The sequence below is a fragment of the Kitasatospora sp. NPDC004614 genome, from assembly GCF_042873675.1.
Classification (GTDB): domain Bacteria; phylum Actinomycetota; class Actinomycetes; order Streptomycetales; family Streptomycetaceae; genus Kitasatospora.
Window position 1 is genome coordinate 149,897 of record NZ_JBIALR010000016.1, and the last position, 18,704, is coordinate 168,600.

Here is an 18,704-nt window from a genome sequence, read left to right on the forward strand (position 1 = left end):
AAGGGCGCCCCTCCCGGTGTGGGGAGGGGCGCCCGGCAGAGCTGGTGCGCGCGGTGGCGGTCAGGCGGCGGTGGGCTCCGGCGCGGCGATCAGCGGGGCGACCTCGCGGCTGACCTTGCGCTCGACGAAGAACACGGCGGTGGGGATGGTGCCGGCCAGCAGGACCCAGGCGAGCTTGCCGATCGGCCACTTGGCCTTGGTACCGAGGTCGAAGGCGAGCACCAGGTAGATCACGTACAGCCAGCCGTGCGCGACGCCGACGGCGGTGGTGAAGCCGGCGGCGCCCGACATGTCCAGGGCGTACTTGGCGATCACCCCGATGGTGAGCAGGATCAGGAGGACGCCGGTGATGTAGGCCATGGCACGGTAGCGGGTGAGCACACTCTGCTTCATGCCATCGAGGGTAACCGGCCCTACGGGTGCTCCCGGTCGTGGCCCTGCGGCTGTGGCAGGTCGAAGTCGCCGGCCGCCACCCGCAGCGGGCGGAACAGTTCGAACACCTCGCGGCAGTCGTCCTCGTCGTAGCCCTCCAGGCCGAACTCGACGGCCATCAGGTCGCGGGTGGCGCGTTCGACGACCTGGCGGCCGCGCCCGGTGATGGCCGCGAGGACGCCGCGGCCGTCGAGCGGGTTGGGGCGGCGGGCGACGAGTCCGGCGCGCTCCAGGCGGTCGACGGTGTTGGTGACGCTGGTGGGGTGCACCATCAGCCGCTCGCCGATCTTGGACAGCGGGAGTTCGCCGGAGCGGCTGAAGGTGAGCAGCACCAGGGCCTCGTAGCGGGCGAAGGTCAGGCCGTAGGGCTTGACCACCGCGTCGACCCGGGCCAGCAGGATCTGGTGGGCGCGCATCACCGAGGTGATCGCCGCCATCGCCGGCACCTTGCCCCAGCGGCGGGTCCAGAGTTCGTCGGCGCGGGCGATCGGGTCGAAGTCGAGAGCGAGGGGCTTGGGCACGACCCCACCGTACCTGCGGTCCGGGGCGCGGGTAGCAGGTGTCCACGATGCTGAACAAGGCCACCCGTTGGCGGGATCACGCCAAACAGACAACCGCCACCGTACTCCCGCAATTAACACCGGATAATCCGTCACTATTCAGTGAAAACACGGGAGTTGGGCCGAGTCCCAGCCCGCACCGCATGGTTCGCGGCGAAACCTCCGATTTCCTGACCGTTCCATTGCCGGGGGTCTGGCGAGAGTTTGCCAATTGTTGCCGGGGTCCTGTTCCGGGATTTGAACGATTGTCATGCTTCTGCCCAGCCCCGTTCGACAAGCCGGCCCACCCCACCGGCGACGTCGCCAGACCGCACGGAGCTGCACGTCAGCACCCGCCTCCGCCCCAGCAGGCACTACCCCCAGTGCCCCGGAACGTGGTGCGACCGCACATGCGGTTCATCCCGGAAGGAACCCGTACGTGAAGCGAAAGCTCGCTGTCGGAGCCGTTCTCTCTGCCTCTGCCCTGCTGGCCGGTGCGATCCAGGTGAGTGCCGGGATCGCCCAGGCCGCCCCCAACCCGGCCGCGCAGAACGCCCCGGGCCAGCAGCGCGCCGAACTGCTGGCGATGGCCGCCGGGCAGGCTCCCTCCGCCGCCAAGGCCCTCGGCCTCGGCGCCCAGGAGAAGCTGGTGGTCAAGGACGCCATCGTCGACGCCGACGGCACCCGCCACCTCCGTTACGAGCGCACCTTCAACGGGCTGCCCGTGCTCGGCGGCGACCTGGTCGTGCACCAGGACGCCAAGGGCCAGGTCCGCTCCTCCGACAAGGCCGTCTCCGGCAGCCTGGCCCCCGCCTCGCTGAGCCCGAAGCTGACGGCCGCCCAGGCCGCCGGCAAGGCGACCGGCGCGGTGCAGTCCACCGTCGGCATCACCAAGGACGCCGACGAGGCCGCCCTGACCTCGGTCTCCGGCGCCACCGGCAACTCCGAGCTGGTGGTCTGGGCCGCCGACGGCGCCCCGCGCCTGGCCTACCGCACCACCGTCGAGGGCATGCGGGCCGACGGCACCCCGAGCCGCCAGAAGCTGGTCACCGACGCGAACACCGGCGAGATCCTCTCCACCCACGAGGAGATCCAGACCGCCAACGCGACCGGCACCGGCAACGGCGTCTTCGTCGGCAACGTCTCGCTGACCACCACGCTGACCGGCAGCACCTACACGCTGAAGGACGCCACCCGCGGCAACCAGTACACGACCACGCTGGCGGGCAAGACCTCCGGCAGCGGCACCCTGTACTCGAAGACCACCAACTCCTGGGGCAACGGCCTGGCCTCCAACAAGGAGTCCGCGGCGGTGGACGCCCAGTACGGCGCGGCCGTCACCTGGGACTTCTACAAGAACACCTTCGGCCGCAACGGCATCCGCAACGACGGTGTCGGCGCGTACAGCCGGGTCCACTACGGCAGCAACTACGTCAACGCCTTCTGGGACGACAGCTGCTTCTGCATGACCTACGGCGACGGCGCGTCCAACACCCACCCGCTGACCGAACTGGACGTCTCCGGCCACGAGATGAGCCACGGCGTCACCTCCAACACCGCCGGCCTGAACTACTCGGGCGAGTCCGGCGGCCTGAACGAGGCGACCTCCGACATCTTCGGCTCCATGGTGGAGTTCTACGCCAACCTGTCGAAGGACGTGCCGGACTACCTGATCGGCGAGCTGATCAACATCAACGGCAACGGCACGCCGCTGCGCTACATGGACAAGCCCTCCAAGGACGGCGCGTCCGCCGACTACTGGTCCTCCACCGTCGGCAGCAAGGACGTCCACTACTCCTCGGGCGTCGCCAACCACTTCTTCTACCTGCTGGCCGAGGGCAGCGGCGCCAAGACCATCAACGGCGTCAGCTACAACTCGCCCACCTACAGCGGCGCCGCCGTCACCGGCATCGGCCGGGACCAGGCCGCGCAGATCTGGTACCGGGCGCTGACCGTCTACATGACCTCCACCACCAACTACAAGGCCGCGCGCACCGCGACCCTGAACGCGGCGAAGGACCTGTACGGCGCCACCTCCACCCAGTACAACGCGGTGGCGGCGGCCTGGACCGGCGTCAACGTGAACTGACCCCCACCGGGTAGCACAAAAGCTCGCGGCGGTCGGGCCTCCCACGAAGAGGCCCGACCGCCGCGCACCACGTTGTCCTGACGTCAGGCGGTGGCCGGCTTCGCCGCGTCCAGCTCGCCGCGCTCCTCCTTGGCGAGCATCCGCTCGGCGAAGAACCCGCCGGTGGGCAGCACCGACAGCACGAACATCAGCAGGGCGCGCTTCGGCTCCCAGCGGCGGGCCTGGTACGCCTGCACCAGGAAGACCACGTACAGCACGAACAGCACGCCGTGCACCATGCCCATCACTGGCACCGCGTTGAAGCTCGTGGTGCGCTTCAGCACCGAGCAGATCAGCAGCAGGATGAAGGACAGCCCCTCGGGGCCGGAGACCAGGCGCAGACGGTGGACGGCGGCGATGCTCTTCACGGGGATTCCTCACAGGCACGTCGGGCGGCTGGGTTTGTGAACGGATGCACAAACCAGACCTATTATCACCGACCCGCCGTCGCGGCCGACCCCGGACCCCCTATCCTGCTGTGCTGCGCGCGGCCTGAACAGCAGGCCCGCAGAGCAACGGGGGGAAGCACACTATGCTGAGACGAGACTGGGACCGGCACACCTGTGCCCGGCGCGGCCACATCACCTACGCGCCCGACGAGACCGACCTGCGCGAGCGGCTGCACGCCACCACCGCCCTCGGCACCGCCTGGCGCTGCCTGCGCTGCGGTGACTTCGCGCTCGGCGAGCCGCACGGCTCCGGCCCCGCCGACGAGGCGCCGCTGGTGCCCCGCGGCAAGGCCCTGCGCGACCTGTTCATCCTGCGCTTCCTGGCCGTCGAACGGCTGCTGCGCGGCGTGCTGATCGTGATCGCCGCCTGGGCGGTGTGGAAGTTCTCCAACAGCCAGGACGCGGTGCGCCGGATCTTCGACGAGAACCTCACCGTCTTCAAGCCGGTCACCGACCACTTCCACTACGACCTCGACCACTCGCCGATCGTCGACACCATCCGCAAGACCTTCGACTACCAGCACAACACCCTGATCTACGTCGCCGCCGCGCTCGTGGTCTACGCGCTGGTCGAGATCGTCGAGGCGTTCGGCCTGTGGTGGGGGCAGCGCTGGGCCGAGTACCTGACCGTGGTCGCCACCGCCGCGTTCCTGCCGCTGGAGGTCTACGAACTCACCGAGCACGTCAGCGTGCTGAAGATCTGCACGCTGCTGCTGAACATCGCCGCGGTGCTCTGGATCATGCTCTCCAAGCGGCTGTTCGGCCTGCGCGGCGGCGTCGTCGCGTTCGAGGCCGAGCGGCACTCCGCCTCGCTGCTGGAGGTCGAGACCTCCGCCGGGGCGCTGCCGCAGGCCGCCTGACGACGCGTCCGATGTGCCGGTTCCGTACCGGCTCGCCCGGCCCTCTCCCCACACCGGGGCGGGGGCCGCTACATTCCCCAACGTGGCACAGTTCCGACTCCAGGGGTCAAAGGTCCTCGCCGTCGATCTCGCCGGGGACACCGTCAAGGCACGCAACGGCTCGATGGTCGCCTACACCGGGCAGATGGGCTTCAAGAAGCTCACCGGCGGCGGCGACGGCCTGCGCGGCATGGTCACCCGCCGGCTCACCGGCGAGCGCATGGAGGTCATGGAGGTGAAGGGGCAGGGCACCTGCTACTTCGCCGACAAGGCCACCGAGATCAATCTGGTCCGGCTGAACGGCGAGACGCTGTTCGTCGAGTCCGACAACCTGCTCTGCACCGAGGCGTCGCTGCGCACCGGCACCTCCTTCACCGGCCTGAACGGGATGGCGAGCGGCAACGGCCTGTTCACCACCAAGGTCGAGGGCCACGGCTGGGCCGCCGTCACCTCGCACGGCCCCGCGGTGATACTCCGGGTCGCCCAGGGCCTGCCGCTGCGGGTCGACCCCGGCGCGTACGTCGCGCACACCGGCAACCTGAACCGCGCCCTCAAGTCCGGCGCCGGCTGGACCACGCTGATCGGCGAGGGCGGCGGCGAGGCCATGCAGGTCGAGTTCACCGGCGACGGGCTGGTCTACGTCCAGCCCTCCGAGCGCCTGACCTTCGGAGGCGACGCCTGATGGCCTTCACCCTGATCAACCACAAGATGGTCTCCGCCCAGGTGTTCCCGGGCCAGCGGATCCTCTCCCAGCGCGGCGCGATGCTCGGCTACACCGGCGAAGTCACCTTCAAGCCCAACCTGATGGGCGGCCAGGGCGGCGTCATGTCGATGATCGGACGCCGGGTGGCCAACGAGGACACCCCACTGATGACCGTCGAGGGCCACGGCACCGTGATGTTCGGCCACGGCGGCCACCACGTGCACGTCGTCGACCTGGCCGGCGACACCCTGTACGTCGAGGCCGACCGGCTGCTCGCCTTCGAGGGCAGCCTCCAGCAGTCCACCATGTTCATGGGACAGCAGGGCGGCCTGATGGGCGTGGTCCGCGGCCAGGTCACCGGGCAAGGGCTGTTCACCACCCAGCTCAGCGGCAAGGGCGCGGTCGCCATGCTCGCCCACGGCGGCGTCGTCGAACTCCCCATCTCCCCCGGAGCACCCGTCCACGTCGACCCGCAGGCCTACGTCGCACACCGCGGCCAGGTCACCAACAAGCTCTCCAGCGCGCTCGGTTGGCGCGACATGATCGGCCGCGGCTCCGGCGAGGCCTTCCAGCTCGAACTCTCCGGACACGGCATGGTGTACGTGCAGGCCAGCGAGGTGAAGCTCTGATGTCCTACCCCCCTCCCCCGTCCCACGCCCCGCTGATGCAGCCCCCCGGCGCCGACGGCCCGCAGGTCTGGGACCCGCACACCCTGCCTGTCAACGACAACGTCAACCCGTACTGCTTCTCGGTGGACCTGAACGGCGCGTACTACCTGCAGAAGGGCAAGATGATCGCCTACTACGGCGAGATGCGCTTCTCCGGGATCGGCCGCGGAGTCCTCGACCGGGTCCTCGAACAGAACTTCAACTCCCCACTGCACGCGTCGGATTGGGTCGTTGCCGAGGGACGCGGCAAGCTGCTGCTCGCCGACCGCGCGTACGACCTCAACTCCTACGACCTGGAGGACGGCAACCTGACCGTCCGGTCCGGCAACCTGCTGGCTTTCGAGCCGACGTTGCGACTCAAGCAGTCGATCATCCCCGGGTTCCTCACCCTGATCGGCACCGGCAAGTTCGTCGCCGCGTCCAACGGCCCCGTGCACTTCGTCGAACCCCCGCTACGGGTCGACCCCGAGGCCCTGGTCGGCTGGGCCGACTGCCCCGCCCCCTGCCACCACTACGACCACAGCTACCTGCACGGCGTCCTCGGCGGCATCCGGCACCTGACCGGGATCGGCGGCGCGAGCGGCGAGGAGCACCAGTTCGAGTTCATCGGGGCCGGGCAGGTGCTGATGCAATCGTCGGAGACGGTGATGGCCGAGAAGTCGGTCGGCGTCGTCGGCGAACAGTCGGCGGTCCCGCACCAGCAGCACACCACGCAGGCGATTCCGGGGCTCGGGGAGCTCGGCCGCCGATTCGGGCTGTAAGGGCGCGAGAACCAGGGAGAGCACCACCAGGGGCGCGGGGAACTGCGCGACAAGCGCCGGCCCCACGGTCAGGTCGCGAGCACGTGCAAGTCACTGTCCTGCGTCGCGATCTCGCGGTCGGATCCTTCCGCTTCGCGCAGTTCCCCGCGCCCCTGGTGGTGCATCCCCCTTACAGGGCTGTGAACTCGACCGGGAGGGAGACCAGTGCCCGGTGGACCGGGCCCTGGCGCCAGAGGATCTGGTCGGCGGGGACGGCGAGCCGGAGGTCGGTGAGGCGGCTGATGAGGTGTTCGATCGCGGTGACGGCCATCAGGACCGCGGGCTGGCGGGCGGGGCAGCGGTGCGGGCCGGCGCCCCAGGCGAGGTGGGCGTAGGAGCCGCCGAGGGACTCGCTCTCCGAGGGAGGGAGCGCGGCCTGCGCGTTCGCGGAGGCGTAGGAGATCAGCACGGGCTGGTCGGGGGCGATCGGCGTGCCGTGGAAGACGATGTTGCGCCGGGTGTAGTGCGGGGCGAAGTTCGAGAGCGGGGGGTCGGTCCAGAGGACTTCGTTGACCGCGTCGTGCGCGCTGAGCGCGCCGCTGTGCAGGGAGCCGGCGTAGCGGTCGTCGGAGAGCATGCGGAGCAGCGCGTTGGCGGTGAGGTTGGCGGTGGGTTCGTGGCCGGCCATCAGGGTGAGGGTGATGTGCCGGACGACCTCGTCGTCGCCGAGTCGCGCGGGGTGGTTGATGAAGGCGGAGATCAGGTCGTGCCGGGGTGCGGTGCGGCGTTCGGCGACCAGGCCGGTGATGACGGCGACCAGGTCGGCGTACGCGGCAATGGCGCCGGTGGAGGATTCGAAGGAGTCGTTCATCGCGGCGCTGATCCGGTCGAGGTCCTGGTCGGGGATGCCGTACCAGGAGCAGAGGATGAGCAGCGGGAGCCGGTAGGCGTACTGGGCGAGGATGTCGGCCTTGCCCGTGTGCGCGAATTCGGAGATGAGCTGTTCGGCAACGGCGGTGGTGTCGCGTTGCAGCAGGTGGGGTTCGATGATGCCGACGCTGTCGGTGATGACCTGCCGGTAGCGGGCGTGGGTGGCGCCGTCGTTGAAGAGTGCGGTGGGGCGCCAGCCGAGCATCGGCATGATCGGGGAGTCGGCGGGCTGGGTGGCCTGCCAGACGCGGGAGTCGCGGGTCCAGGTGTCGGTGTCGCGGAGGACTTCCAGGGCGACGTGGTAGTCGGTGACCAGCCAGGCGTCGATGCCGGGGGCGAGTTCGACGGGCGCGAGCGGGCCGCGGTCGCGCAGCCGGGCGTAGTGGGCGTGCGGCTGGGCGGCGAACTGCGGCCCGTAGAGGGCGGTGCGGGTCATTGGGCGGTCTCCTGCGGGAGGCGGTCCAGGACGTGCTCGGTGAGGGCGATCAGGGCGTCCAGGCAGCCTGCGCGTTCCCGGGCGTCGCATTCGATCAGCGGGGTGGCCGGGTCGAGGTCGAGCGCGGCGCGGATCTTGTCGAGTTCGATCGGCGGGGTGTCGGGGAAGCGGTTGACGGCGACCGCGTAGGGCAGGCCGGCTTCCTCGATGAGGTCCATGGCGTCGAAGGCGTCGGCGAGGCGGCGGGTGTCGGCGAGGATCAGTGCGCCGAGGGCGCCGCGGGCGAGGTCTTCCCAGAGCGGCAGGAAGCGGCGCTGGCCGGGGGTGCCGAACAGGTAGAGGACGAGGTCGCCGCCGGGCAGGGTGAGTCGTCCGAAGTCGACGGCGACGGTGGTGGCGGTCTTGCCGGGGATCCGGGCGGTGTCGTCGACCGGGATGCCCTGGGCGGTCATGGTCTCCTCGGTGTGCAGTGTCGGGATCTCCGACAGCGAGCGCACGAAGGTGGTCTTCCCGACCCCGAACGGCCCGGTGACCATGAGTTTCATCAGGATCGGGTCGGTGGCGGGGAGGTAAACGGGGCTGCTGCCCGTGCTACTTGAGGGCGCGAAGTCCACTGAGGAGCCTTTCGGCGAGGTCCCGGTTGACCGGCTGGGCGGAGGGAATCGGCGCGCGCACCTTGAGGGCGCCGCGCTCGGCCAGGTCGGCGACGATGAAGACGGTCGCGCTGACCGGGAGCCGGAGGTGGGCGGCCGCCTCGGCGACGGTCAGCGCGCCGGGGCGGACCAGTTCCCATAACTGGCGGTGTTCGCCGCCGAGTCCGGCGGGGAGGTCGGCGGCGGCGTGCAGGATGCTGAGCCGGTCCAGGCTGTGCTTGCCGGGCGCGAGGTCGCGGCCCTGGGTGGCGAGGTAGGCGGGAACGAGTCGGCGGTGCGGTCCGCTGGGTGTGGTCATGTCCCGCTCGCCTCCCGGGCGGGGCTGGCGAGGGCTCTGGCGAGCGCGGCGACCTGGACCTGCATCTGGTAGGCGATGGTGCCGAGGTCGGCGCCGGGGACGGCGAACACCGCGAGCGAGGAGTTGGCGCCGGCCGGGGTGACGACGGCGTAGCCGAGGTCGGACTCGACGACGGTCTGGGTGAGCCGGACCTGGTCGGCCTCGGTGAAGGCGACGGTGAAGGCGCGGGCGGCGGCGTGCAGCGAGGCGGTCATCGCGGCGACCCGGTCGGCGCTGTCCCGGCCGAGGTCGGCGGAGTGGCCGGTGACCAGGCCGTCCCCGGTGGCGATGACGGCGTTCTGCACGCCGGGCAGGTCGAGCAGCGGGGTGAGGACCCAGGAGAGGTCCTCGGTGTGGCGGCGGAGCTGGGTGGTCACGGGGCTTCGACTCCTTCGGGTGCGGCGGGTCCGTCGGGGCCCGGGTTGTGGTGGACGGCGCTGCGGCCTGCGAGGGTGCCGGACTGCAGGGCCGACCACGCGGATCGGGCCCGGTCGGGGGTGCTGCCCGCCGGGGACGGGAGGGGGGACGGCGCGTCCTGCTGCGGGACGCGCGGGCTGCGGCGCTTGCGGGTGGGCAGCGCGTCGCCGGCGTCGAACACCGGTGTGGTCTGGGTGATCGGGCGGGGGGCGAGCGCGGAGAGCGGGGCGGCCGGGTCGGTCAGGGTGAGCAGGTCGGCGGGCAGTCGCAGGATGGCGCGCACCCCGCCGTACGGGGACGGTTCGACCCGGCAGCCGAAGCCGAACTGTCGGCAGAGCAGGCCGATCACGGCGAAGCCTGCCTGCGGCGGGTCGCCGAGTTCGGTGAGCAGGACCTCGGCCTGGCCGTCCAGCAGGTCGCCGGACCGCTCCAGTTGGTCGGGTTCCATGCCGACGCCCATGTCGTCGACCACCACGAGGGCGCCGGAGCTGCCCTGTTCGATGGAGACCACCACCCGGGTCTCGGGGTGGGAGTAGGCGGTGGCGTTGCCGAGGATCTCGGCGAGCGCGATGGCGACGGGTTCGGCGGCCCGCGCGGCCACCGCGAGGCGGGGTTCGCGCAGGTGGTTGGTGATCTCGATGCGGGCGTAGCCGGCCACCCGGGACTGCGCGCCGACGCAGAGTTCGGCGAGCGGCGAGGCCTCCCGGGTCATGCCGGGCCAGGCGCCGGAGAGCACCGCGAGGGACTGGACCCGGCGCAGCGTCAGTTCGTTGCGGAAGTCGAGCGCCAGCAGTCGCGGGTCGTCGACGCTGAGCTGGATCTCCTCCAGCAGCGAGCGGACCTGGATCAGCAGGGCCTGGATCTTGGACGCGGCGCCGCGCAGCGCGGCCCGGGCGGCGGCGTCGGTGCGGTCGCGTTCGGCGAGCACGGCCCGGACGGCGGCGGTGAGCGCGGTGTCCAGGGCGTGGTGGAGTTCCTCGGTGCCGCCGGTGGTGTCGAGCGGCCCGGGGACGGGCGTCCGGGGGTGGGTGAGCGCGGTGGTGGCGGCGGGCAGCCGCTCGTGCGCGAGGTGGCCGAGTTCGCGCAGGGCGGCGGCGTACCGGGTCTCGGCGACGGTGCGCTGGGCCTCCGCGGTGCGGGCCGAGGTGTCGGCGGCGCGGGCGCGTTCCTCGGCCGCCTCGGCGCGGGCTTCGGCGGCCGAGGCGACGGCGTCGGCGGCGCGGGCGGTGCTGTCCGCGGCGCGGGCGCGCTGTTCGGCGGTCTCGGTGCGGGCGGTGGCCGCGCGGGCCGAGGTGTCGGCTTCGGTGGCGCGCCGTTCGGCGGCCTGGGTGTCCTGGGCGGCGCGGCGGAGGAGCCAGAGCAGGGGTCCTGCGGCCAGGGCGGCGCCGGCCAGGACGTACAGGATCACGACCATCGGGTCCTCGGGGGGTGTCGTCGGCGCGGGGCGGGGGTCAGGCGGTGCTGGCGGCGGTTTCGGCGCCGCGCTGCCGGGCGAAGCCGGCCATCCGGCCGAAGACCTCCATCATGGCGGGCGGTTCGCTGCCGTCGAGGTGCCGGTATTCGGTGGCGATGGTGATCAGCAGCCGTTCGGGCAGGCCGAGTTCGGGGTAGCGGCGTTCGTCGATGACGGTGCGCGCGGCCTCGCCGGCCGGGATGCCGGCGGCGTGCAGGGCGTGTGCGCGGTCGCGGACGTGGCCGAGGTATTCGGCGTGCGCGCGCAGGTCGTAGCGGGTGAGCAGCGGGCCGTGGCCGGGGACGATGGTCTCGGCGCCGGTGGCGAGGACGCGTTCGACGGCGTCGATGACGTTGCCGAGCGGGCCGGCCCAGTGCACGGGGTGGTCGCCGGGGCGGTCGGCGGTGGAGCCGAACACGATGTCGCCGGTGAACACGGTGGAGCGGGTGGGCAGGTGGACGATCAGGTCGCCGCTGGTGTGGGCCGGCGGGAGGCTGCTGATCTGCACCGGGATGTCGCCGACGCGCAGTTCGAGTTCGCCGGTGAAGACGGTGTCGGGCTGGATCGGCGGGGTGTCGGCCCAGTCGAAGCACCCGAAGTGCTCGTGCAGGTAGGAGCCGGTGTCGGTGGCCGGGTCGAGGCTCTGCAGCAGGGCGTGCTGCTGCTCGGGGCTCGGCTCGTAGGCGATGTGGTGCAGCGCCTCGTGGGTGGTGATGAGTTCGGCGTCGGGCAGGACGCCGGCGCCCCACATGTGGTCGCCGTTGGCGTGGGTGACGACGATCCGGTCGACGGTGACGCCCTTGGGCAGGACGCCGCGGGTGCGGTCCAGGAACTGGCCGGCGAGCTTGCGGTCGTACGGGGTGTCGATCCACAGCGCGGTGCGGCCGGAGGCGACCAGGCCGCAGTTGGCCAGGCCCCATCCGCGCTGCTCGGGCTGCCAGGCGTACACGCCGTCGGCTATCGAATGGAAGTTCGCGCTCCGCGTCGTCATGGGCGCGATTATGCCTAACATGCCGTCACCGGCCGAGTGCACCCCGGTAATTGAGCATGTTCGTTTCAACCCCGGCCAGGCGGCAGGGCGGTGGTGCGGGTACGTATCAGTCCGCCCGCAGCACACCGTCCTTACACGCTTCCGCCACGGGTGAATTTGTACAACATTGAACAATGTCGGCTATACTCGATCACATGAATACTCCTGTGACCGAAGCGCCGGCGGTCCCCGCCTCCCCCACGGAGGAGGACGCGCCCTGGCTGGACGCGCGTGAGCAGCGGTTCTGGCGCGCCCACCTGGAGGTCGGCAAGCTGCTGGAACACCAGCTGAGCCGGGAACTGCAGGCCCACAACCTCGCCATCAACGACTACGAGATCCTCGTCGTCCTCTCCGAGTCCCCCGAGCGCCGGATGCGGATGACCGACCTGGCCACCTCCACCATGCAGTCCAAGAGCCGCCTCTCCCACCAGATCACCAGGATGGAGACGGCCGGCCTGGTGCTGCGCCAGGAGTGCCCCGGAGACCGCCGCGGTCTTTACGCACACCTGACCGAGCACGGCTGGGAGACGCTGCGCAAGGTCGCCCCCGACCATGTGCGCAGCGTCCGCGAGCACTTCGTCGACCGGCTCACCGACGAGCAGCTGGACGCGATGTACGCCGCCCTCGCCCCGATCGCCGAGCACCTGCGGGCGCTGCGCGGCCGGAGCTGAACAGCCTCGCTCAGCCGGTCAGTTCGGCGACCAGCCGGTCGGCGGCGGTGTACGGGTCGAGCGTGCCGTCGGCGACCTGACCGGCCAGCGCGTCCAGGTGGCGGTCGCCGCGCAGGTCGCCGATCCGGGCCCGCAGCGCGGCCAGCGTGATCGCCTCGACCTCCTGGGCGGCCCGGCGCCGGCGGCGGGCCGCCAGCTCACCGGTCTCGGCCAGCCAGCCGTGGTGCTTCTCCAGCGCCTCGACCAGCTCGTCCACGCCCTCGCCGCGGGCGGCCACGGTCTTCACGATCGGCGGCCGCCAGTCACCGGCCTGCCGGGACTCGCCCAGGCCCAGCATGTGGTTGAGCTCCCGGGCGGTGGCGTCCGCGCCGTCCCGGTCGGCCTTGTTGACCACGAACACGTCGCCGATCTCCAGGATGCCCGCCTTGGCGGCCTGGATCCCGTCGCCCATCCCGGGCGCCAGCAGCACCACCGAGGTGTCGGCCTGCGCGGCGATCTCCACCTCGGACTGGCCGACGCCGACGGTCTCCACCAGGATCACGTCGCAGCCCGCCCCGTCCAGCACCCGCAGCGCCTGCGGGGCGGCCCAGGACAGGCCGCCGAGGTGGCCGCGGGTGGCCATCGAGCGGATGAACACCTCCGGGTCGGTGGCGTGCTCCTGCATCCGCACCCGGTCGCCGAGCAGCGCCCCGCCGGAGAACGGCGAGGACGGGTCGACGGCGAGCACCCCGACCCGCTTGCCGAGCTTGCGGTAGGCGGTCACCAGCGCGGACGTCGAGGTGGACTTGCCCACGCCGGGCGAGCCGGTCAGGCCCACCGTGTACGCCCGCCCGCTGTACGGGGCCAGCGCGGCCATCACCTCGCGCAGCTCGGGGGCGGCGTTCTCCACCAAGGTGATCAGCCGGGCCACCGCCCGGGGGTGGCCCTGCCGGGCCTGCTCGACCAGCGTCGCCACATCGGCCATCGGGTTGCTCCTCGCAGCACAAAAGACGGGAGCCCCGTGAAGCGGCAGGCGCCGCCTCACGGGGACTTGAGGATCGGTCAGCCCTGCGCGGGGACCTTGACGATCAGGGCGTCGCCCTGGCCGCCGCCGCCGCACAGCGCGGCCGCGCCGACGCCGCCGCCGCGGCGCTGCAGCTCCAGCGCCAGGTGCAGCACCACGCGGGCGCCGGACATGCCGATCGGGTGGCCGAGCGCGATCGCGCCGCCGTTGACGTTGACGATCTCGTCGCTGACGCCCAGGTCCTTCATCGACTGGTGGGCGACGGCGGCGAACGCCTCGTTGATCTCGATCAGGTCGAGGTCGACGACCTCCAGGCCCTCCTTGGCGAGGGCGTGCTTGATCGCGTTGGACGGCTGCGACTGCAGCGAGTTGTCCGGGCCCGCGACGTTGCCGTGCGCGCCGATCTCGGCGATCCAGGTCAGGCCCAGCTCCTCGGCCTTGGCCTTGCTCATCACCACGACGGCGGCGGCGCCGTCGGAGATCTGCGAGGAGGTGCCGGCCGTGATCGTGCCGTCCCTGGTAAATGCCGGGCGCAGCTTGGCCAGGCCCTCGACGGTGGTGTCGGCGCGGATGCCCTCGTCCTGGCTGAACAGCACCGGGTCGCCCTTGCGCTGCGGGATCGCGACGGGAACGATCTCGGCCTCGAACACGCCGTCGGCCTGCGCCTTGGCGGCGCGCTGGTGGGAGGCGGCGGCGATGGCGTCCTGCACCTCGCGGCCGATGCCCAGACGGGTGTTGTGCTTCTCGGTGGACTCGCCCATCGGGATGTTCTCGTAGGCGTCGGTCAGGCCGTCGTGGGCCATCGCGTCGAGCATCTCGATGGCGCCGTACTTGAAGCCCTCGCGGGACTTCGGCAGCAGGTGCGGGGCGTTGGTCATCGACTCCTGGCCGCCGGCCACCACGATGTCGAACTCGCCGGCCCGGATCAGCTGGTCGGCCAGTGCGATGGCGTCCAGGCCGGACAGACAGACCTTGTTGATGCTGAGCGCGGGCACGCTCATCGGAATGCCGGCCTTCACGGCGGCCTGGCGGGCGGGCATCTGGCCGACGCCGGCCTGCAGCACCTGGCCCATGATCACGTACTGGACCTGCTCGCCGGAGACACCGGCCCGCTCCAGCGCCGCCTTGATCGCGAAGGCGCCCAGTTCGGCGCCGGAGAAACCCTTGAGCGAGCCGAGCAGGCGGCCCATTGGAGTGCGCGCACCTGCGACGATCACAGAAGTAGTCATGGACGAGCCCCTTCGCGCGTCGGACCAGAGGGTATGGGGATGCGGTCAATGTACTGATCCGTTACCGCCGCGTCACCGCCGCGAGGATGTGATCAGCGCTACTGGCACCTTCCAGTGAACACCGTGCCAGTTCCGGGAAGTTCCACCACGGGAAACTCCGATGTGAGCAGACTCGCAAGGCGTGCTGCTGGCGTGCGGTCGCCGCCATGCGCTGCACTGAGTGCCACCCCTCAACGCCTTCGGAGGCCCCCGTGCTGACCCGCATCGACCACATCGGCATCGCCTGCTTCGACCTGGACCGGACGGTCGAGTTCTACCGCAGCACCTACGGCTTCGAGGTGTTCCACTCCGAGGTCAACGAGGAGCAGGGCGTCCGCGAGGCCATGCTGAAGATCAACGACACCGGGGACGGCGGCGCCTCCTACCTGCAGCTGCTGGAGCCCACCCGGGACGACTCCACGGTCGCCAAGTGGCTGGCCAAGAACGGTGAGGGCGTGCACCACATCGCCTTCGGGACGGCGGATGTCGATGGGGATGCCGCCGACATCAAGTCCAAGGGCGTGCGGGTGCTGTACGACGAGCCCCGGCGCGGTTCGATGGGCTCGCGGATCACCTTCCTGCACCCCAAGGACTGCGGCGGCGTGCTGACCGAGCTGGTCACCAGCGCGGAGCCGGGCGAGCACTGAACGGGCAGACGGGCTCTGAGCCGTACGACCCCGAACGGGGCTGGTACAGGGCCCGGCCGACGCCCGTACGGAACCTGACGGGGCGGTAACGAACTGGGCGGTAACTTCCGAAAAGGACCTCGCCCCCATTCCCCCCGCCACCGCTCCCACTACAATGCCCAGGTGCGCAGGTACCTCCGGTCCGCGCACCGCAGGGGAGTCCACGACGCGGGCACGGCCGAACGGTCGCCGTTCGGATCTGTCACCATTCTCCAGAGGCAACAGATCGCTCAGGAGTCCACCCGGACGGCGGAGCGATGGCAAGGACCGAGCCGGTCCGGCCCCGGCAAGGCCAGGGGGCGGAACGGAGCGGTCGAGGACGCGACCAGGAGATGGGCGGGACCGCGGAGTGCGGGGCTACGACCGCGTTGAAGATCACCTCTCCAAGTTCGAGGCCGAGCTGGAGAAGGCCCGCAAGGAGCGGGACAAGACGATCGAGCACGCCGACGACCTCGCCTACCAGGTCGAAGTGCTCCGGGCCAAGCTCCACGAGGCCCGCCGGCAGCTCGCCCAGCCGCGTGCCTTCGACTCCGTCTCCGGCCAGGCCGAACAACTCCTGCGCAACGCCGAGATGCAGGCCGAGGCGCTGCGCGCGGACGCCGAACGCCAGCTCCGCGAATCCCAGGCCGCGACCCAGCGGATGATGGCCGAGGCCGCCGAACGCACCTCCCAGCTGGAGGCCGAGTTCAACGCCCGGCGCCGCCGGCTGGAGGAGGAACTCGCCGAGTTCCGGGCCGCCGCCGAACGCCACGTCAACGAAAACGTCAACTGGGCGGAGCAGACCCGCGCCGGTACCGAGCAGGAGGCCCAGCGCCTGCTCCAGGAGGCCCGCGCCGAGGCCGACCGGATGATGGCCGCCGTCCGCGCCGAGGCCGCCGCCCTCGCCGACCAGGCCCGCGCGCAGACCGCCGCCGACGTCGACGCCGCCCGCGGCGAGGCCCAGGCCCGCGCCGAAGCCGCCCTGATGCGCGCCCAGTCCGACGCCGAACGCCTGCTGCGCGCCGCCTCCGAGCAGGCCCAGCAGACCGGCGCCCAGGCCGAAGAACAACGCGTCGCCGCCGCCACCGCCGCCCAGCAGCAGCTGGCCGAGGCGCACGCCGCCGCCGAACAGAAGCTCGCCGCCGCCGAAGCCGAGATCACCGCCCTCAAGCGGCAGGCCCTCGCCGACCAGGAGCGCGCCGAAGCCGCCCTGGTCGGCGCCCAGACCGAGATAGAGCGGCTGCGCGCCGAGGCCCTCGCCGAGGCCGAACGGGCCCGCACCGAGGCCGCCCGGATGCGCGAGGAGGCCCTCGCCGCCGCCGAACGCCTGCAGGCCGAAGCCGCCGCCGAAGCCGAACGCAAGGTCGCCGACGGCGACGCCGCCAGCGAACAGCGCTCGCAGACCGCCAAGGCCGAGATCGCCAAGATGGTGGCCGCCGCCACCCGCGAAGCCGTACTGATCAAGGCCGCCGCCTCCACCGCCCAGGCCGAGGCCGACGCCGCCAAGGCCGCCGCCTCCGAGGAGAGCGAACGCCTGCGCGGCGCCGCCGAGTCCGTCGCCAACGAGCTGCGCGCCGACGCCGAGAAGGAGATCGCCGAGCACTGGGCCACCGCCGAACGCAACGCGTCCGAACTGCGCGAACAGGCCGCCGCCGAAGCCGAACGCCTGCACGCCGAAGCCGCCGAGACCGGCCGCGCCGAGGGCGCCAAGGACGCCGCGCTGCGCCTGGCCCAGGCCGCCGAGCAGGCCGAGGAGGTGCTCGCCCGCGCGAACACCGCCGCCGAGGACACCCGCGGCGAGGCCGCCGCCGAGGCCGAACGGCTGGTCGAGCACGCCAAGTCCGAGGCCACGACGCTGCTGGAGCAGGCCCGCGAGGCCGTCGAGCAGGCGCAGAACGCCGCCATGGAGGACGCCGCCTCCATCCGCGAGCAGCTGGAACGGATGCAGGCCGACGCGGCCAAGGCCCGCGAGCAGGCCGAGGAACACCGCTCCGCCTCCGAGGCCGAGGCCGGCCGGGTCCGCGCCGAAGCCCGCCGGCAGGCCGCCGTCCAGATCGAGGAGTCCGCCAAGCAGGCCGAGGAGCTGCTCACCGGCGCCAAGACCGACGCGGACGCGCTGCGCGCCGGCGCCGCCGCCGAGGTCGAACGGCTGCGAACCGAGACCCGCGAACAGGCCGCCGCCATCCAGGGCCGCGCCGAGCAGACCCTCACCCGGGCCCGCGCCGAGGCCGAGAAGCTCACCACCACCGCCGCGCAGGCCCGCGACGAACTGCTCGCCGCCGCGAACACCGCCGCCGAGGAGCAGCGGGCCACCGCCGAACGCGACGCCGCCCTGGCCCGCGAGCAGGCCGAGGCCGCCGCCCAGACCGTCCGCGCCGAGGCCGACGCCATCGCCGAAGCCACCCGCGCCGACGCCGCCCAGTGGGCCGAGCAGCACCGCGAGCAGGCCGAGGAGGCCGGCCGGGCCGTCCGCGCCGCCGCCGAGGACGCCGCCCGCACCCTCGCCGAACAGGCCGAGGCCGCCGCCCAGGCGCTCCGCGACGAGGCCACCGCCGCCCGCGAGGCAGCTCGCGCCGACCTGGAGAGCGAGCAGGCGCAGACCGCCGAGAAGCTGGCCGAGGCCACCGCGATCCGCGAGGCCGCCGACGGTGAGGCCGCCGCCGTCCGCAAGGCCGCCGCCCAGGACGCCCAGCGGGTCCGTGCCGAAGCCGACCAGCAGCTCGCCGCCGCCCGCGGCGAGGCCGAGGCGCTGGCCGCCGAAGCCGCCGCCGACCGGTCCGAGGCCGCGCAGTTGCGCGCCGACGCCGAGACCTACGACAGCGAGCTGCGCGCCACGGCCGAGCAGGAGACGGCCGAACTCCGCGCCGTCGCCGACCGGGAGACCGCCGAGCTGCGCGCCGTCGCCGAGCGCGAGGTGGCGGAACTCCGGGCCGTCGCCGACCGCGAGACCACCGAACTCCGCGAAGCCGCAACCGCGTTCGACCAGGAACTGCGCGAGAGCGCCGCCACCTACGACCGCGAGCTGCGCGCCACCACCGACCGCGAGACCACCGAACTCCGCGCCGACGCCGAACAGGACGCCGCCCAGCTCCGCGCCGTCGCCGAACGCGAGACCACCGAACTCCGGGCCGACGCCGAACAGGACGCCGCCGAGCTGCGCGCCGTCGCCGAGCGCGAGGTGGCCGAGCTCCGGGCCGTCGCCGACCGCGAGACCACCGAACTCCGCGAAGCCGCAACCGCGTTCGACCAGGAACTGCGCGAGAGCGCCGCCACCTACGACCGC

General features: G+C 72.0%; 19 protein-coding genes. 8 read left to right on the plus strand and 11 right to left on the minus strand.

The window, feature by feature from the left end; translation table 11 throughout:
• Window positions 1-60: 60 nt before the first annotated feature.
• Window positions 61-393, minus strand: a complete 333-nt coding sequence (locus ACFYST_RS27890) for a DUF3817 domain-containing protein (RefSeq protein WP_387866239.1) — start codon at window positions 391-393, stop codon at window positions 61-63.
• Between the two features lie 20 nt (window positions 394-413).
• A complete protein-coding gene (locus ACFYST_RS27895; RefSeq protein WP_387866242.1) occupies window positions 414-953 on the minus strand; it encodes a MarR family winged helix-turn-helix transcriptional regulator in 540 nt (179 codons plus the stop codon).
• 457 nt (window positions 954-1,410) lie between these two features.
• On the opposite strand from ACFYST_RS27895, the gene ACFYST_RS27900 reads away from it, so the two are divergent.
• Window positions 1,411-3,060, plus strand: a complete 1,650-nt coding sequence (locus ACFYST_RS27900; RefSeq protein WP_387637199.1) for a M4 family metallopeptidase — start codon at window positions 1,411-1,413, stop codon at window positions 3,058-3,060.
• Between the two features lie 83 nt (window positions 3,061-3,143).
• Here the strand turns inward: ACFYST_RS27900 and ACFYST_RS27905 are convergent, their stop codons facing one another.
• Complete coding sequence (locus tag ACFYST_RS27905; protein ID WP_387638829.1) at window positions 3,144-3,473, minus strand: DUF3817 domain-containing protein; 330 nt, start codon at window positions 3,471-3,473, stop codon at window positions 3,144-3,146.
• 161 nt (window positions 3,474-3,634) lie between these two features.
• Between ACFYST_RS27905 and ACFYST_RS27910 the strand changes: the two genes are divergently transcribed.
• From ACFYST_RS27910 to ACFYST_RS27925, 4 genes are all read left to right on the plus strand, one after another.
• Window positions 3,635-4,408, plus strand: coding sequence for a DUF2127 domain-containing protein (locus ACFYST_RS27910; RefSeq protein WP_387866269.1), 774 nt, complete (start codon window positions 3,635-3,637; stop codon window positions 4,406-4,408).
• 82 nt (window positions 4,409-4,490) lie between these two features.
• Window positions 4,491-5,129 carry an AIM24 family protein gene (locus ACFYST_RS27915; protein ID WP_387637201.1) on the plus strand — a complete coding sequence of 213 codons (639 nt, stop codon included), beginning with the start codon at window positions 4,491-4,493 and terminating at the stop codon, window positions 5,127-5,129.
• A complete protein-coding gene (locus ACFYST_RS27920) occupies window positions 5,129-5,779 on the plus strand; it encodes an AIM24 family protein (protein WP_387637204.1) in 651 nt (216 codons plus the stop codon). The genes ACFYST_RS27915 and ACFYST_RS27920 overlap by 1 nt, the downstream gene beginning before the upstream one ends.
• Window positions 5,779-6,579 (plus strand): AIM24 family protein, encoded by an 801-nt coding sequence (locus ACFYST_RS27925; protein ID WP_387866245.1) that lies wholly within the window; start codon window positions 5,779-5,781, stop codon window positions 6,577-6,579. Before ACFYST_RS27920 ends, ACFYST_RS27925 begins: the two co-directional genes overlap by 1 nt.
• Before the next feature lie 169 nt (window positions 6,580-6,748).
• Here ACFYST_RS27925 and ACFYST_RS27930 read toward each other — a convergent pair whose 3' ends face one another.
• From ACFYST_RS27930 to ACFYST_RS27955, 6 genes are read right to left on the minus strand one after another with little or no spacing between them, the layout of a single operon-like run.
• On the minus strand, window positions 6,749-7,924 hold the full coding sequence (locus ACFYST_RS27930) for a cytochrome P450 (protein ID WP_387866248.1): 1,176 nt from the start codon (window positions 7,922-7,924) through the stop codon (window positions 6,749-6,751).
• On the minus strand, window positions 7,921-8,538 hold the full coding sequence (locus tag ACFYST_RS27935; RefSeq protein WP_387866250.1) for an ATP/GTP-binding protein: 618 nt from the start codon (window positions 8,536-8,538) through the stop codon (window positions 7,921-7,923). The genes ACFYST_RS27930 and ACFYST_RS27935 overlap by 4 nt, the downstream gene beginning before the upstream one ends.
• On the minus strand, window positions 8,516-8,875 hold the full coding sequence (locus tag ACFYST_RS27940) for a DUF742 domain-containing protein (protein ID WP_387637210.1): 360 nt from the start codon (window positions 8,873-8,875) through the stop codon (window positions 8,516-8,518). Before ACFYST_RS27940 ends, ACFYST_RS27935 begins: the two co-directional genes overlap by 23 nt.
• Window positions 8,872-9,291, minus strand: coding sequence for a roadblock/LC7 domain-containing protein (locus ACFYST_RS27945; protein WP_387637212.1), 420 nt, complete (start codon window positions 9,289-9,291; stop codon window positions 8,872-8,874). Before ACFYST_RS27945 ends, ACFYST_RS27940 begins: the two co-directional genes overlap by 4 nt.
• A complete protein-coding gene (locus ACFYST_RS27950; protein WP_387866253.1) occupies window positions 9,288-10,739 on the minus strand; it encodes an ATP-binding protein in 1,452 nt (483 codons plus the stop codon). Before ACFYST_RS27950 ends, ACFYST_RS27945 begins: the two co-directional genes overlap by 4 nt.
• A 43-nt stretch (window positions 10,740-10,782) precedes the next feature.
• Complete coding sequence (locus ACFYST_RS27955) at window positions 10,783-11,775, minus strand: MBL fold metallo-hydrolase (RefSeq protein WP_387637217.1); 993 nt, start codon at window positions 11,773-11,775, stop codon at window positions 10,783-10,785.
• 194 nt (window positions 11,776-11,969) lie between these two features.
• Between ACFYST_RS27955 and ACFYST_RS27960 the strand changes: the two genes are divergently transcribed.
• Complete coding sequence (locus ACFYST_RS27960) at window positions 11,970-12,485, plus strand: MarR family winged helix-turn-helix transcriptional regulator (protein WP_387637220.1); 516 nt, start codon at window positions 11,970-11,972, stop codon at window positions 12,483-12,485.
• Between the two features lie 10 nt (window positions 12,486-12,495).
• Here ACFYST_RS27960 and meaB read toward each other — a convergent pair whose 3' ends face one another.
• Together meaB and ACFYST_RS27970 are read right to left on the minus strand one after the other, a co-directional pair.
• Window positions 12,496-13,449: a methylmalonyl Co-A mutase-associated GTPase MeaB gene (gene meaB, locus ACFYST_RS27965; protein WP_387637222.1), complete on the minus strand. Its 954-nt coding sequence runs from the start codon at window positions 13,447-13,449 to the stop codon at window positions 12,496-12,498.
• Window positions 13,450-13,526: 77 nt separating this feature from the next.
• The gene (locus ACFYST_RS27970; protein WP_387637225.1) at window positions 13,527-14,717 is read right to left on the minus strand and encodes an acetyl-CoA C-acetyltransferase; all 1,191 of its coding nucleotides are present in this window, start codon (window positions 14,715-14,717) and stop codon (window positions 13,527-13,529) included.
• A 251-nt stretch (window positions 14,718-14,968) separates the two neighbouring features.
• Here ACFYST_RS27970 and mce point away from each other — a divergent pair, with 251 nt between their 5' ends.
• Both mce and ACFYST_RS27980 read left to right on the plus strand, forming a co-directional pair.
• Window positions 14,969-15,403 (plus strand): methylmalonyl-CoA epimerase, encoded by a 435-nt coding sequence (mce, locus tag ACFYST_RS27975; RefSeq protein ID WP_387637227.1) that lies wholly within the window; start codon window positions 14,969-14,971, stop codon window positions 15,401-15,403.
• A 388-nt stretch (window positions 15,404-15,791) separates the two neighbouring features.
• A partial coding sequence (locus tag ACFYST_RS27980; protein ID WP_387866256.1) for a hypothetical protein occupies window positions 15,792-18,704 on the plus strand: 2,913 nt, incomplete at its 3' end.

Excerpts from the sequence above, each read along its gene's own strand:
- ACFYST_RS27890 (WP_387866239.1), bottom strand. The coding sequence starts at position 393 with ATGAAGCAGAGTGTGCTCACCCGCTACCGTGCCATGGCCTACATCACC.
- ACFYST_RS27920 (WP_387637204.1), top strand. The coding sequence starts at position 5,129 with ATGGCCTTCACCCTGATCAACCACAAGATGGTCTCCGCCCAGGTGTTC.
- ACFYST_RS27925 (WP_387866245.1), top strand. The coding sequence starts at position 5,779 with ATGTCCTACCCCCCTCCCCCGTCCCACGCCCCGCTGATGCAGCCCCCC.
- ACFYST_RS27930 (WP_387866248.1), bottom strand. The coding sequence starts at position 7,924 with ATGACCCGCACCGCCCTCTACGGGCCGCAGTTCGCCGCCCAGCCGCAC.
- ACFYST_RS27940 (WP_387637210.1), bottom strand. The coding sequence starts at position 8,875 with ATGACCACACCCAGCGGACCGCACCGCCGACTCGTTCCCGCCTACCTC.
- ACFYST_RS27955 (WP_387637217.1), bottom strand. The coding sequence starts at position 11,775 with ATGACGACGCGGAGCGCGAACTTCCATTCGATAGCCGACGGCGTGTAC.
- ACFYST_RS27960 (WP_387637220.1), top strand. The coding sequence starts at position 11,970 with ATGAATACTCCTGTGACCGAAGCGCCGGCGGTCCCCGCCTCCCCCACG.
- meaB (WP_387637222.1), bottom strand. The coding sequence starts at position 13,449 with ATGGCCGATGTGGCGACGCTGGTCGAGCAGGCCCGGCAGGGCCACCCC.
- ACFYST_RS27970 (WP_387637225.1), bottom strand. The coding sequence starts at position 14,717 with ATGACTACTTCTGTGATCGTCGCAGGTGCGCGCACTCCAATGGGCCGC.